15 protein-coding genes are annotated in these 13,810 nt (G+C 73.2%); 4 read left to right on the top strand and 11 right to left on the bottom strand.

Annotated features, from left to right (window positions below):
- Positions 1-231: 231 nt before the first annotated feature.
- The 5 genes from E2169_RS14055 to E2169_RS14035 all read right to left on the bottom strand — a co-directional run bounded on the left by E2169_RS14055 (position 232) and on the right by E2169_RS14035 (position 3,325).
- Positions 232-1,260, bottom strand: a complete 1,029-nt coding sequence (locus tag E2169_RS14055) for an NAD(P)H-dependent glycerol-3-phosphate dehydrogenase (protein WP_132987246.1) — start codon at positions 1,258-1,260, stop codon at positions 232-234.
- A gap of 19 nt (positions 1,261-1,279) precedes the next feature.
- Positions 1,280-1,828 (bottom strand): protein-export chaperone SecB, encoded by a 549-nt coding sequence (gene secB, locus E2169_RS14050; protein WP_132987245.1) that lies wholly within the window; start codon positions 1,826-1,828, stop codon positions 1,280-1,282.
- A 57-nt stretch (positions 1,829-1,885) separates the two neighbouring features.
- Entirely contained in the window at positions 1,886-2,326 is a 441-nt protein-coding gene (locus E2169_RS14045; protein WP_132987244.1) for a rhodanese-like domain-containing protein, read from the bottom strand.
- 81 nt (positions 2,327-2,407) lie between these two features.
- Positions 2,408-2,839 (bottom strand): hypothetical protein, encoded by a 432-nt coding sequence (locus E2169_RS14040; protein ID WP_132987243.1) that lies wholly within the window; start codon positions 2,837-2,839, stop codon positions 2,408-2,410.
- A gap of 30 nt (positions 2,840-2,869) precedes the next feature.
- Positions 2,870-3,325 (bottom strand): YiiD C-terminal domain-containing protein, encoded by a 456-nt coding sequence (locus E2169_RS14035; protein ID WP_132987242.1) that lies wholly within the window; start codon positions 3,323-3,325, stop codon positions 2,870-2,872.
- A 76-nt stretch (positions 3,326-3,401) separates the two neighbouring features.
- Here E2169_RS14035 and E2169_RS14030 point away from each other — a divergent pair, with 76 nt between their 5' ends.
- The 3 genes from E2169_RS14030 (at position 3,402) to E2169_RS14020 (ending at position 6,516) form a co-directional block, all read left to right on the top strand.
- Positions 3,402-4,178 (top strand): uroporphyrinogen-III synthase, encoded by a 777-nt coding sequence (locus E2169_RS14030; protein ID WP_132987241.1) that lies wholly within the window; start codon positions 3,402-3,404, stop codon positions 4,176-4,178.
- A 36-nt stretch (positions 4,179-4,214) separates the two neighbouring features.
- Complete coding sequence (locus E2169_RS14025) at positions 4,215-5,237, top strand: uroporphyrinogen-III C-methyltransferase (RefSeq protein ID WP_132987240.1); 1,023 nt, start codon at positions 4,215-4,217, stop codon at positions 5,235-5,237.
- An 82-nt stretch (positions 5,238-5,319) separates the two neighbouring features.
- On the top strand, positions 5,320-6,516 hold the full coding sequence (locus E2169_RS14020; RefSeq protein ID WP_132987239.1) for a heme biosynthesis protein HemY: 1,197 nt from the start codon (positions 5,320-5,322) through the stop codon (positions 6,514-6,516).
- Between the two features lie 270 nt (positions 6,517-6,786).
- Here the strand turns inward: E2169_RS14020 and E2169_RS14015 are convergent, their stop codons facing one another.
- A complete protein-coding gene (locus E2169_RS14015) occupies positions 6,787-8,064 on the bottom strand; it encodes an acetyl-CoA C-acetyltransferase (protein ID WP_132987238.1) in 1,278 nt (425 codons plus the stop codon).
- A 77-nt stretch (positions 8,065-8,141) separates the two neighbouring features.
- On the opposite strand from E2169_RS14015, the gene E2169_RS14010 reads away from it, so the two are divergent.
- On the top strand, positions 8,142-9,059 hold the full coding sequence (locus E2169_RS14010) for a hypothetical protein (protein ID WP_132987237.1): 918 nt from the start codon (positions 8,142-8,144) through the stop codon (positions 9,057-9,059).
- Position 9,060: 1 nt separating this feature from the next.
- Here the strand turns inward: E2169_RS14010 and E2169_RS14005 are convergent, their stop codons facing one another.
- The 5 genes from E2169_RS14005 to E2169_RS13985 form a co-directional block, all read right to left on the bottom strand.
- Positions 9,061-9,672, bottom strand: coding sequence for a superoxide dismutase family protein (locus E2169_RS14005; protein WP_132987236.1), 612 nt, complete (start codon positions 9,670-9,672; stop codon positions 9,061-9,063).
- Positions 9,673-9,677: 5 nt separating this feature from the next.
- On the bottom strand, positions 9,678-10,229 hold the full coding sequence (locus E2169_RS14000; protein WP_229659226.1) for a superoxide dismutase family protein: 552 nt from the start codon (positions 10,227-10,229) through the stop codon (positions 9,678-9,680).
- Between the two features lie 70 nt (positions 10,230-10,299).
- Positions 10,300-11,742, bottom strand: a complete 1,443-nt coding sequence (ntrC, locus tag E2169_RS13995) for a nitrogen regulation protein NR(I) (protein WP_132987234.1) — start codon at positions 11,740-11,742, stop codon at positions 10,300-10,302.
- Positions 11,729-12,811, bottom strand: a complete 1,083-nt coding sequence (locus E2169_RS13990) for a two-component system sensor histidine kinase NtrB (protein WP_132987233.1) — start codon at positions 12,809-12,811, stop codon at positions 11,729-11,731. Before E2169_RS13990 ends, ntrC begins: the two co-directional genes overlap by 14 nt.
- 75 nt (positions 12,812-12,886) lie before the next feature.
- Positions 12,887-13,657 carry an N-acetylmuramoyl-L-alanine amidase gene (locus tag E2169_RS13985; RefSeq protein WP_132987232.1) on the bottom strand — a complete coding sequence of 257 codons (771 nt, stop codon included), beginning with the start codon at positions 13,655-13,657 and terminating at the stop codon, positions 12,887-12,889.
- Positions 13,658-13,810 lie beyond the last annotated feature (153 nt).

Genomic DNA, 13,810 nt, shown 5'->3' with positions numbered 1-13,810 from the left:
GCTTTGCTCCTGGGGGCGCCGCGTACTGCTGCGCACCGGGTGCCAAGGCCCTTGAGAGCGAAGTCAAGGAGGAGGCGATGGCCGCAAGGCCAGCGCCGGGGGACATGAGCACTCAAGGGCCTTGGCATCCGGCGCCCGCGCTGCAGTCAATGGCGCGCCAGTCCCTCAGTCGGGAGATGAACTTTTTTGCAGGGTGTCCTCGCCCGCCGGGCTTCGGCGGACGCCGCCGGCTCAGCCGATCAGCTTGCCGGCGTACTCCGCCTTCTGCTCGCGCGCGAGCAGCCGGGCCAGGCCCTCGGTTGGCGTGATGTCGCCGTGCAGGACGGCGCGCACGTTCACCGAGATCGGCAGCTCGACGCCGTGGGCCTCGGCCTGGCGCATCACCTCGTCGGCGGTCTGCACCGACTCCACCACCTGGCCGATCTCCCGCACCGCGTCTTCCAGGCTCTGGCCGCGCCCCAGGGCCAGGCCCAGGCGACGGTTGCGCGAGAGGTCGCCGGTGCAGGTCAGCACCAGGTCACCGAGGCCGGCCAGGCCCATCAGGGTTTCGGACCTGCCGCCGATGGCGAGGTTCAGGCGCAGCATCTCGTTCAGTCCGCGGGTGATGAGGCCGGCGCGGGCGTTGAGCCCCAGGCCCATGCCATCGGCCACGCCCGTGGCCACCGCGAGCACGTTCTTCATCGCGCCGCCAAGCTCGGCGCCGCGCATGTCGTTGCCGGTGTAGGCGCGGAAGGCGGGGCCATGGAGGATGTCGGCCACGGACTGGGCGAAGGCTTCATCGTCACCGTGGACGGTCACCGCGGTCGGCTGCCCGGCCGCGACTTCCTTGGCGAACGACGGACCCGTGACCACGGCCAGCGGCACGTCGCTGCCAAGCATCTCGCCGGCGACCTCGTGCAGGAAACGGCCCGAGCCGGGCTCGAAGCCCTTGGTCGCCCAGGCCACCCCGGCCTGCGGAGGTCGCAGCGGCGCCAGCGCGCGCAGGGTGTCGGCGAAGGCATGCGAAGGCACGACCACCAGCACCAGGTCGGCGCCGGCCAGGCCGGTGGCGAGGTCGGTGGTCGCGCGCAGCGCCTCCGGCAGGGGGATGCCCGGCAGATAGCGCGGATTGCCCAGGCCGGCGTTGATGGCCTCGACCACCGCCGCGTCCCGGCCCCAGAGCCGGGTCGGGTGGCCGTGGCGCGCGATCAGCGCTGCGAGCGCGGTGCCCCAGGAACCGGCGCCGAGCACCGCGACCGCCGGCTTGTCCGGCGGTGCGATGGAAGGCTGCGCAACCACCTCAGGCGTTGCCGCCGGTCCCGCTGCTGGCCAGGTCGGTGCCGCCGGCAGCCTGCTGGCCACCCTGGGACGCCCGCTGGCGCAGGCCCTCGGCGTACAGCGCGTCGAAGTTGATCGGCTGCAGCACGAAGGGAGCGAAACCGCCGGCCTGGATCAGGCTGGAGACGACCTGGCGGGCGTAGGGGTACAGGATGGCCGGGCAGTGGGTGCCGAGCATCGCGTCGAGCGACTGCTCGTCGAAGCCCGACATGTTGAACAGGCCCGCCTGCTGGATCTCGACCAGGTACAGGGTGTCCTCGCCCACCTTGCAGGTGAGGTTGATCCCGAGCACCACTTCGAACGCCGCGTCGGAGACGCGGGCGACGCGCTGGTTGAGGTTCATCTGCAGCTGCGGCTGGCCCTGCTCGGCAAAGGCCTGCGGCGACTTCGGGGACTCGAACGAGACGTCCTTGACGTAGATCTTCTCGACGGTGAACTGCGGCCCGGCAGGCTGCTCGGGGATTGCGCCGGCAGCGGCGCCATTCGCGTTCGTGGCTTCTTGGTCGGACATCGGGTGTAGCTCCAGCGGAGTTCAGGTAAGAGGAGAATTATCGCATGCCGGGAACGGCTACTTCCCGCGTCCCTTGGCCAGCGGCAGGTCCGCGCCCTGCCAGGCGCCGATGCCGCCCTCGAGCACATAGACCCGCTCGAAACCGGCTTTGCGCAGGCGCTTGGCCGCGTCGACCGCGGTCGTGCCGGCCTTGCACACCGCGACCACCGGCAGCGCCCTGGCGTTGGCCAGGGCCTTGTTCTCGGGGTCGAACTGGGCCATCTGCACGTTCTTCGAGCCGGGGATGTGTCCCTTCTCGAACTCGGCCGACGGGCGCAGGTCGACCACCAGTGCGTTCTCGCCATTGATCAGCGCGGTCAGCTCGGCCGGGCGCAGGCCCTTGAAGCCGCGGAACACCCGCATGACCTCGGTATAGACGATTGCCACCGTGATGCCGGCCAGCGCCAGGCCCAGCATGGGGTTGCGGCCAAGAAAGGCCCACAGTTCTTCAGGATTCACGTTGCGCGGCCTTGCGTCGGCGGGCCGCGATTGTCGCCCAGCGCCGGCGGCGGCGCAAAGCCGCGCGTGCGGCGGCAGTCGCTACTCGCCGCGCCAGAAGTCGGGCAGGCCGCCGGTGATCCACCAGGTACGCGCTTCCTCGTCCCAGCGCCAGGCCTCCCGGTAGCGCATGCCGCGCTCGGCCATGGTGTGGCGATTGATGACGCCGATGTCGATCTCGCGCAGGACGGTGTCGTCGGCCGCCTGCTGCGCACCCAGCTCGCGGTAGTGCGAGACCTGGATCTGGTTGTAGCGTTCGAACTCGACCTCGCTCAGCGGATGCTGCTCCCGGTACTCCGGGTCGACCAGGTTCCACGCGCCTTCGAAGTCGCCCCAGCGGATCGCCGCCGACCAGGCGTACTGCGCGCGCTGCAGGGCCTCGCCCTTGCCCGTGCTGGCGCAGCCCGGCAGCAGCAGCGCGCAGGCCAGCAGCGCAAGGATGGCGAAGGCGGTGCGGTGGCGCGTCAGTCGCATGGCAGGGTCCCCGTGGCGTCGGCGGCCATGCTAACCCCTGGCGATGGCGGCGTAACCCGCGCGCAGGGTGGTGGCGACGCCGCCATCGGGCAGCGGCACGGTGGCGGCGATGCGTACGCGCGCGCGGCCACGGCTGCGCAGGGCGTCGTCGAACGGCGCCCAACCGCTGCCGGCGAGCGCGGCGGTGGCCTGCAGGTCGCTGTACAGGGGTGCCAGGTAGCGGATCTCGCTGTCGGCCACGAACACGTCGGCGTCGATGCCGAGCTGGTGGCAGCGCAGGGTGACCAGGCCCCAGCCGGCCAGGGTCATCAGCGACACAAGGCTGCCGCCGAAGGCGCAGGCCTTGTCGTTGACGTTCAAGGCCAGCGGCGCGCGCAGGGTGAGCGTGTCGCCCTCGCGCGCGGCGATGGCGATGTCCATGGCCGCCACCGGCGGCATCGAGCGGTAGTGCGCATCCAGTGCGCGGAGTTCGTCGTCCAGTTGCATGCAGCGTGTTCCGTGTCCGTCGGGTTGGGGGAGCCGCCGCCTTGCGGGGGCCGCCGCGAGGCACCAAGCTGGTGCGATGCCTGCGCACGCCACCCCCGGGCGACCGTCCGGATGCTACGTCATCTCGCTGCGACCGGTCGGCGGCCACGGCGCCGTGCGCCGCGCCGCCGCGGCGCTGGGCGCACGCACACTGGCGCTCTCTCCGTGGCGCATCGCGCAGCTCGACGACGACAAGGCCCGCAGCACCCTGCGGCAGGCGCTGGCCGCACCGCGGGTGGTATTCACCAGTCCGGCCGCGGTGGCCTCCGCCGCGGCGCTGCAGGCGCTGCGTCCCCGCGCCGGCCAGGCCTGGGTGGCGGTCGGCGCCGGCACCGCGCTGGCGCTGCGCCGCGCAGGGGCCGGCGACATCGAATCCCCGGCGCGCATGGACAGCGAGGGCTTGCTCGCCCTGCCGTCGCTGCGGGATGTCCAGGGCGTGGATGTCGGCCTGGTGACCGCGCCGGGCGGTCGCGGGGTGATCGCCGCCACCCTGGCGAGCCGCGGCGCCCGCGTGCTGCGCGCCAATGTCTACGAACGCGTGCCGGTCGCGCCCTCGCCGCGCGCCCTCGCCGCGCTGCGGGCGCTGGACGCGCCGGCCTGGCTGCTGCTCAGCAGCGGCGAAGCGCTGGAACATGTGCTTGCGACCCTGCCCGACGACGCCCTCGCGCGCCTGCGGGACGCGTCCGTGGTGGCCGCCAGCGAACGCCTGGCCGACCTTGCCCGCGAGCGCGGCCTGCGGGTGGCCGCGGTCGCTGCCAGCGCGCGGCCGGCAGCGATGCTCGCCGCCTGCTCCGGAGCGGCGTCGAAGCCCTAACATGGGCGCCCCCTCCCGGGCACTCCGCCAGATCCCGTGAACGCCACCGAGCACCCCCAGCCCGCCACGCAGCCCGCGCCGCGGCGCCGCACCTCCGCCCTGGCCTGGCTGCTGCTGTTCATCCTGCTGCCGATCGCCGGCACCCTGGCCTGGCGCGCCTGGCAGGCCGAGACCGGTGCGCGCCGCGCGGCCGACGCCGAGGACGGCCTGCGCATGGACGCATTCGAGCAGCGCCTGGCCAGCCTGCGCGAAGGCCAGCAGGCCCAGGCCAAGCGCATGCAGCAGGCCGAGGCCACCAATCGCCTGTTGCGCGATGAGCTCCTGGCCATCGGCCAGCGCGCCGCCCTGCTCGAGGACAGCGTGCAGCGCCTGGCCGATCCGGCGCAGGACGCCGCGCGTGCACTGCGCCTGGACGAGATCGAACTGCTGCTCGCACAGGGCCAGCAGCGCCTGCTGCTCGCCGGCGACCTCGACGGTGCGCGCCGCGCCTACGCCCTGGCCGCGCGCCTGCTCGACGCGCTGACCGATCCGGCGGACATCGACCTGCGCCAGGTCCTGGCGCAGGAGCGGGCGATGCTCGACGCCTTGGGCCAGGACCCGCGCGTGGCCGCCATCGCCCGCATCGATGCCTTCGAGACGGATCTCGACGCCTCACCCGCCGGCTTGCAGCCCGCAGACGCCGGCGCCGCCGCAGCGCCCTGGTGGCGGCGCCTGGCCCGGCGCATCGTCGAGGTCCGCCGCAGCGACGAGCACCTGGCCGAAGGCTCCGGCGAGCAGGCCGCGGGCCTCGCCGCGCTGCGCCTGGAGCTCGCGCTGGCGCGCACCGCCGCCGAGCGCCGCGACGCCAGCGGACACGCCGCAGCGCTGGCCCGGGCGTCCGCCTGGCTGCCCCGGCTGTGGCCGGATTCTCCCGTGCGCGACGCGCACCAGCGGGAACTCGATGCCATCGCCGCGATGCCGCTTGGCCTGAGCTTGCCGGAGCTGGGCACCACCCTGGGCCAGCTGCGGATGCGTCACGCCCGGCCGGCGGCCATTGCCGCCCCCGAATCGACAAGCTGAACGGACGCCTGTCCTGCGGCGGCCCTGAACACGGCCGCGACATCACCGTCGCTAGGGTGACCCGAGCATCTGGAGGTCTGCCATGAACCTGTTCCGCAACCTGCTTGTCTGGATCCTGCTGGCGATCATCGGCGCGCTCGCCTGGAACCTGCTCGCCCAGGATCCCGGCTACGTGCTGGTGCGCTATCGCGGCTGGGACTACACCACCAACCTGCTCTGGGTGGCGGTGGCCGTGGTCGTGGCCCTGTTCGCGCTGTGGCTGCTGTGGTCGCTGGTGGCGGCGCCGCTGCGCGCCTTCCGCCGCCGCCGCGAACGCCAGTCACGCGAGCGCCTGGGCACCGGGCTGGAAGCCCTGCACCAGGGCCATTACGCACGCGCGGAAAAGCTGCTGCCGCAGGCCTCGGACGAGAGCGACGCCGCGGTTGCGCGGCTGGCCGCGGCCCGCGCCGCCCTGGCCCGCGGCGACCACGCCGCCGCGCGCAGCCACCTGGACGCGATCGATGCCCGCCACGCCCTGACCCGCGCCATCGGGCGCGCCGAGCTGGCGCTGGCCGAGGATCGCCCGACCGACGCCCTGGTGGCGCTGGATGACCCGGATGCGCAGCCGCTGTCGCCGCGCGGCCTGGCGCTGCGCGCCGACGCCCTGGCCGCATCGCGCCAGGCCGCCGAGGCCTACGCATTGCTCGGCGCACTGCGCCAGCAGCAGGCCTGGCCCGAAGCCGTGCTGTCCGGGCGCGAGCGCAGCTGGGCGGCGCAGGCCCTGGACGAGGCCGCCGACGCCAACGCCCTCGCCGACCGCTGGGAAACCCTGCCCAAGCCGCTGCGCAGCGAACCCGCCGTGGTCGCGGCCTATGCCGAACGCGCCGCCGCCCTGCGCTGGGAGGACGCGGCAACGTCGAGCATCGAGAACGCGCTGGATACGCGTTGGGACGAAGACCTGGCCACGCGCTACGGCCGCCTGCCGGTCGACCGCATCGAGCACCGCGAAGCGAAAGCGACCCGATGGCTGCAGCAGCACCCGGGCAGCCCGGCGCTGCTGCTCACCCTCGCGCGCCTGGCGCGCGCGCGAGGCCAGTGGCCGCAGGCCGAGGACCACCTGCGCCGCGCGATCGCGCAGGGCGCCGGCGCCGACGCCTGGGAAGAGCTGGGCGACGGCCACGCCACGGCCGGCGACGACACCCGCGCCCGCGCCGCCTACGCCAACGCGCTGCGCGCGCAGCGCGGCGAGCCGGTGACCCCCTTCGCCGAACCCACCGAGCCCCTACCCGCACCCCTGTAGGAGCGGCTGCAGCCAACAAGAAGCATTTTTTGCCACGGATCTACGCGGATTCACACGGATAGGGCAAAAGCCAAGGGGAGTCTGCAGCCACGGCGCGCACGGCTCATCCAGATCCAGGCTGGACCACGGCCCTGCGAAGAACCCTCTCCAGAAGAGAACTCCGGGCAGGGCGTAGTGCAGATGCTGGCCCCAGCCAGATCCGCGTAAATCCGCGCTTATCCGCGTAATCCGTGGCAAAAACCCCGCCCCGCCCGGAGCGAAAAACCCGGCTCAGCGCTCCAGGATCGCGACCACACCCATGCCGCCCGCGGTGCAGATCGAGATCAGGGCGCGGCCACCGCCGCGCTCCTGCAGCTGCCGCGCGGCGGTGGCCACCACGCGCGCGCCGGTGGCGGCGAAGGGATGGCCGGTGGCGAGCGATGAGCCCACGGGATTGATCTTCGCCGGATCGATGCGGCCCAGCGGCGCCTCCAGGCCGAGGCGGTTGCGGCAGTAGTCCTCGCTCTCCCAGGCGCGCAGCGTGCACAGCACCTGGGCGGCGAAGGCCTCGTGGATCTCGTAGATGTCGAAGTCCTGCAGGCTCAGGTTGTTGCGCGCGAGCATCTCGGCCACGGCCACGGTCGGCGCCATCAGCAGGCCCTCGCCGTGCACGAAGTCCACCGCCGCCACCTGCGCGTCGCGGACGTGGCACAGCACCTCGTGCCCATGCTGCGCCGCCCACTCGTCGGTGGACAGCAGGCAGGCGGCGGCGCCGTCGGTGAGCGGCGTGGAGTTGCCGGCGGTCAGGGTGCCGCGGCCGGAGCTGCGGTCGAAGGCCGGCTTCAGCGTGGCCAGCTTCTCCAGCGTGCTGTCGGCGCGCAGGATGTTGTCGCGCGAGACGCCGCGGAAAGCCACGATCAGGTCGTCGAAGAAGCCGCGCTCGTACGCTGTGGCCAGCTTGTGGTGCGAGGCGACCGCGAGCTCGTCCTGCGAATCGCGCGCGATGCTCCATTCCTTCGCCATGTCCTCGCAGTGCTCGCCCATCGACTTGCCGGTGCGCGGCTCGGCCACGCCCGGGAAGTCCGGCTTCAGTTCGCCCAGGCGGAAGCCCTTGAACTGCGCCAGCTTGTCTTTCGTGGTCTTGGCCGCATTGGCCGCCAGCAACCGGCGCCGCAACGCGCGGCCATAGACGATCGGCACGTCGGAGGTGGTATCGCTGCCGCCGCCGATGCCGCTCTCGATCTGCCCGGTGGCGATCTTGTTGCCGATGGTGATGATCGAGTCCAGCGAGGTGCCGCAGGCGCGTTGCAGGGTGATGCCCGGCGTCAGCGGCGACAGCCCCGACGACAGCGCGGCCTCGCGGCCGAGGTTCCAGTCGCTGGAGTGCTTGATGACCGCGCCCATCGCGACTTCACCCAGGCGCTGGCCGTGCAGGCCGAACTTCTCCACCAGCGCGCCCAGGGTGCGCACCGACATGCCGAGGTTGCCGACGTCGGAATAGGCCGTGTTCTGGCGGCAGAAGGGAATGCGGACGCCGCCGAGGACGGCGACGGGGCGACCATGCAGCATCTGGGGACCTCGCGGGCGACCCACCGACCATGGCGGGCATAATGGGGCGAGTTTAGCGCCGCCCATGCGCAGGGCCAATGAACAAGACCGCAGCCAACATCCCCCGTCCCCCGCGCGTGCTCGGCGCGCTTGCGCTGGAGCTGGCGCCGGGCAGCAGCGCCGCGCGCGACGCGGTCCCGCAGGCCGACGGCGGCTCGCTCGCCGCGCTGGTCGCCGCCGACCTTGCGACGTTCGCACCCGACGCCACCGGCCTCGACCTGACCCTGGTCGCCGCGCACTTCGACCCGGTCGAACTGCTGCGCCCCGGCTGGCCCCTGCACCAGGAACTCTGGCAGCTCGCGGCCAAGGCGCCGCGCGCACCGGGCGGCGGCGCACGCGTCCTCGCCTTCGGCAGCCACGCGGGACAACTCCCGGGCGCGCTGTCACCGGCACCGGAATACTCCGGCGGTCCGCTGCGGCTGCTGCCCTTCGTCCTCGACGGCGACGCCGCGGCGATCGCACGGGTGTCCGCCCGCTGCGAAGCCGACCTGATGGAAGAAGGCATGGCCGGCGCCGGGACCGCGCTGGCGGCGCAGGAAGCCTTCGGCATGCAGGTCGAGCACGCGCGCTACCTCACCCTGCACGACCTCTGCGCGCTCACGGCGATGCAGTACGAGCACGCCGGGCTGGCGCCGCTGTGGCCGCTGCTGGAAACCTCGCTGCTGTCGCCGGCGCGCGAAGCCTGGCTGGACGCACCGCCCGAGCCCCTGCTGCGTTACGCCGATGGCGAGGTGCGGATGGCGCTGTTCACCCACGCCGACTGGCTCGCGCGCCATGCCCCGGACGCTGCCGACGCCGACGAGGCCGCGCGCGCACGGCTCGAACGCCTGTACGCCCATTTCGAAGCACGCCAGCGCCAGTTGGCCAGCCTGCTGCGCGCCCACGGCCTGGCAGTGGAGTTCATCCACTGCCGGGGCGATGCGCGGGCGGAGCTCGAGGCGCCGCCCGCACCCTGACTCACATCGCCTGCGTGATCACGCCGCAGGCCAGGCGCGCACCGGCGTTGCCGGTCGGCTGGGTGGTGTAGTCGTCAGGATCGGCGTGCACGATCACCGCGCGGCCGAGCACGTCGGTCGGCGCGCCGTCGGCAAGGGTGGCGCCTTGCAGCCGCGTATCGATCACCGCCACGCCGGTGTCGTCGGACATGAGGTTGTCGGTATCGCCGACGTGGTGTTCATCCGAACCGATGCGGCCATGGGCCGTGGCCGCGGGATTGAAGTGACCGCCGGCGCTGGTGCCGTCGGGCGCGCTGCAGTCGCCGGTCTCGTGCACGTGGAAACCGTGCTCGCTGCCGGGCGGCAAGCCGTTGACCTGTCCGGTGATGGCGACGCCGCCGTCGACAGCGGCGAACGCGATCTCGCCGGTGACCGAATTGCCCTCGGTCGCCGACAGGACGGCCACCGTGTGCGCGGCCGGCGCGGTCGTCATGCCGGACGCGATGTCCGCGGGCGTGGATGCGGGTCCGGCCGGAGGCGTCGCGGCCTCGTCGTAGCCGTCCTGCGGCGAACCGCAGGCCGCGAGGCCGAGCGCGAGCGAAGCCGCCAGCAGGGTTGTCTGGATGGTGCGCATGGGTGCTACTCCTTTTCCTGGGACGCGCCGTCAGGCGCAATGGTGATGACGCCGCAGGCGATCCGCGCGCCGGTCGCGCCGGCGGTGGAGCCCAGCACGACGAGCGAACGCCCGACGATGTCGTTGGCCGCTCCGCCGCCGAGCACGGCATGGCGGACCAGCTGGTCGACGCGGGCCACGCCGCGCTCGTTGGCGATGATGCGGTCGCTGCCGCCCAGCGCGCCGCTGCCGCCGGCATCGAAGTAGGGGCCGGCGCTGGAGGCGTCGATGGCGCTGCAGTCGCCCTGCGCGTGCACCTGGAGCACATGGGCACCGTTGCGGCTGAGGCCGCCGATCTCGCCGCCCAGGCGCACGCCTTCCGCCTCTGCGCGCAGGGCGATGCGGCCGCTGGCCAGCGTGGCCGAGGCCGCGCTCAGGTTGGCGTGGGCGAGGCTCGCGGTGCCGGCGTCCGCACGCGGCGGCGACGGCGGTGCCACTGGCTCGCGCGGCGCGGGTGGCGCGCTGGCACAGGCGGCGAGCAGGCCGGCGGCGACAAGGGCGGTGATCGGACGACGCATCGGTCTCATGGCTGTTCGCGGGGGTGCCAAGGGTACCCGCGCGGCGGTGTCGGATGCGTGAGCCACGGTGTCAGCGCCCGCGGCGGCGCGCACCGAGCTTGCGGGTCAATGTGTTGCGCCCCAGGCCCAGGCGCACGGCCGCGTCGCTGCGGCGGCCGCCGGTGTGCTCGAGTGCGGCCTCCAGCAGCACCTGGTCCAGGCGCTCGCGCGCCTCGGCGTGGATGCCGTCGGCCTGCGCCGCCAGCTTCGCGCGCACCCAGTCCTGCAGGCGGGCCTCCCACTCGGGGGCCTCGCCGTCCGCAGACCCCGTCGAGACACCCGCGGCACCGCCCGCCCCCAGCGCATCGCCGAGCTCGACCACGCCGATGACATCGCCGGGCGCCAATGCCGCCAGCCGCCAGCAGACGTTCTGGAGTTCGCGCACGTTGCCCGGCCAGTCGTGCGCCTGCAGGCGCTCCAGCGCCGGGCGCGACAGGCGCTTGGCCGGCGCGTCGAAGCGCCCGGCCGCGCGCTGCAGGAAACGTTCGGCCAGGCGCGGAACGTCGCCACGGCGCGCGCGCAGCGGCGGCAGGCGCAGGCGCACCACGTCCAGGCGGTGCAGCAGGTCGGCGCGGAAACCGCCGTCGCGCACCTTGGCCTCGAGGTCCTGGTGGGTGGCCGCGACCACGCGCACGTCGACCCGGATCAGCTCGCGGCCGCCGACGCGGAAGAACTCGCCTTCGGCCAGCACCCGCAGCAGGCGCGTCTGCAGCGGCAGCGGCATGTCGCCGATCTCGTCGAGGAACAGCGTGCCGCCATGGGCCTGCTCGAAGCGACCGACGTGGCGGCGCTGGGCACCGGTGAAGGCGCCGGCCTCGTGGCCGAACAGCTCGCTTTCCAGCAGCTCGGCCGGGATCGCCGCGGTGTTGAGGGCGACGAAGGGGCCGCGCGCGCGCGGCGACTCGCGGTGCAGCGCGCGCGCCACCAGCTCCTTGCCGGTGCCGGTCTCGCCGGTGACCAGCACCGACAGCGGCGCCTGCGCCAGGCGGCCGATGGCGCGGAACAGCTGCTGCATGGCGGGGGTGTCGCCGATGAGCATGTCGTCATCGCCGGCCGCGTCTCCACCCGCCGCGGGCAGCGCGTCCGCGTCAGCGCCCTCACCCAGCGCCCGCGCGGCGAGGGCCACGGCGTCATCGAGGTCGAAGGGCTTGGACAGGAACTCCTGCGCGCCGCCGCGAAACGCGCCGGCGGTGCTGGCGACATCGGTGTGCGCGCTCATCACCACCACCGGCAGCGACGGCAGGCGCCGCTTCAGTGCATCAAGCAGGACCAGGCCGTCGTCGCCCGGCATGCGCACGTCGGTGAACAGCAGCTGCGGACGCGCGCCGCCGCGGTCCAGCGTGGACAGGACGTCGGCGGCGGACTCGAAGCCGGTGACCTCGTAGCCCGCCTCGCGCAGCGCGGTGGCGAGCACGAAGCGCACCGCGCGGTCGTCGTCGACCACCCAGATGCGGGCGCCGTCAGTGGGTGCCATCGCCGGGCTCCTCCGCGTACGGCAGCAACAGGGTGAACACCGTATGCCCCGGACGCGAGCGGAAGGCGAGGCTGCCGCGATGCTCGCGCGCCACCTGCTGGCCCAGCGCCAGGCCCAGGCCGCTGCCCTCGGCGCGACCGGACACGAGCGGCACGAACACCTGTTCGGCCAGTTCGCCGGGCACGCCACGGCCGTCATCGACGATATCCAGGCGCAGCGCCAGCGCGTGCAGCGCGCTGCCGATGCGCACGCCGTGCTCGGCGCGGGTGCGCAACACCACCTCGCCGGCACCCGCCTCGATGGCGTTGCGCGCCAGGTTCCAGACCGCCTGCACGAGGCGGTCGGCATCGCCTTCGATCTCCGGCAGGCTGGGGTCGTAGTCGCGCACCAGCTTCACCGCCCACCCGGCGTCGGCCTCGGCCAGGCGCAGCACGCGCTCCAGCACGGCGTGGACGTTGAGCGGCACGTGCGGGTTCGGCGGCGCGGGATCGAGCATGCGGTCGACCAGCTGCGCCAGCCGCGAGACCTCGGAGTCCACCAGCGTCACCAGTTCGCGCGACGAAGCGTCGTCGCCGGGGATGCGCCGCGCCAGCAGCTGCGCCGCGCCCTTGAGCCCCGCCAGCGGATTCCGCAGCTCGTGGGCCAGGCCCTTGAGCGCGGCGGACATGGCCAGCGGCAGCGCCGCGACCGGGTCGCCGCCGGGGAATTCATCCACCGGATGCAGTTCGAGCAGCCATCCGCCGTCGTCGCGCGGGGTCAACCAGGCTTCGGCGAAATGCGGTGCGGCACCGGGGCAGGCCAGGGTCAGGCGCGGGAGGCGGATGACACCGGAGGCACCGACGCTGCCCGCGGGCACCCGCGGCTTCGCTGCGGCATCCGCCGACACGGCGCGCGCCAGCGCATCGCCCTGCACTTCCAGCGCCGCCAGCGGCAGCCCCGCCAGCCGGCGCAGGGAGACCCCCAGCCACTGCCCGCAGGCTGTATTGCCGGCCTCGATCACGCCCACGGACGACACCGCGAGCACGGGCGTGCTCAGCTGGTCATGGGCGGGCTCGAGTCCGGGCGGCATTGCACCAATCTAGTGCAAGACGGGCGCGCTGGCGACTGTCGGCCATGTTCCGGACACCCCGGTCAATCGCAGGAATCAGCCTCCAGGCACCGGCTCCACCGCCATCGCCAACCCGGCCCCATCCGGCAGCGTCAACGCATGCAGGATCCGCAGGTCCTCTTCATCCAGCACCGTCTGCGCATCGCCACGAAAGCGCATGCGGAACGCGCGGATCGTCGCTTGCGGATCGCTGGTGTCATAGCCCACCAGCCGCAGCGCGCGCATCGCATCGAAGCCTTCCGGCGGCGGCGACGCATCGTCGGCGGGCCAGATGCCGAAGCCCGCGTCGGCCAGGCGCTTCCACGGGAACAAAGGGCCCGGATCGATCTTGCGTGTGGGCGCCAGGTCGGAATGCCCGATCACCTGCGTGCGCGGGATGCGCAGACGCGTGGTGAGATCGTCGAGCAGGCGCAGCAGCGCCTGCACCTGCGGCTCGGTGAAGGGCTCGCGGCCGTCGTTGTCGATCTCGATCCCGATCGAGGCCGAGTTGAGGTCCGTGATCGTGCCCCAGCGGCCGCCGCCGGCGTGCCAGGCGCGGTGGCCGTCGGCGACGAGCTGGTAGATCGCGCCGTCGTCGCCGACCAGGTAGTGCGAGCTCACCGGGCCGCCGCTGTTGCGCGTGCGCAGGGTGTGCAGGCTCTGCTCGACCGAGTCCTGTTCGGTGTAGTGCAGGACGATGACGACCGGGCGCCGCTCGTCGTGGTTGGGCGATGGCACCCAGGTCGCCATCGGATTGCGCGGCGGCTGGTGGGCGCAGCCGGCGAGCAGGGCAAGGCAAAGGACTGCGGCAAGGGGTTTCATGTTCATGCCGCAATCGAACCCGCGATTGCCGCGCAATGCAAGGTGGCGAAGACGTGGAGGGCCCCGTCGCGGCCGGGAGGCCATCGCGGCTCATGTCCCCCCGCAACCCCCAGGCGGCGGATGCCTCCTCCGTTACTTACCCGCGAAGGCCTCCCGGCC

This window comes from Luteimonas terricola, assembly GCF_004352845.1.
Lineage (GTDB): Bacteria > Pseudomonadota > Gammaproteobacteria > Xanthomonadales > Xanthomonadaceae > Luteimonas > Luteimonas terricola.
This window is presented reverse-complemented; position numbering and strand designations above follow the sequence as displayed.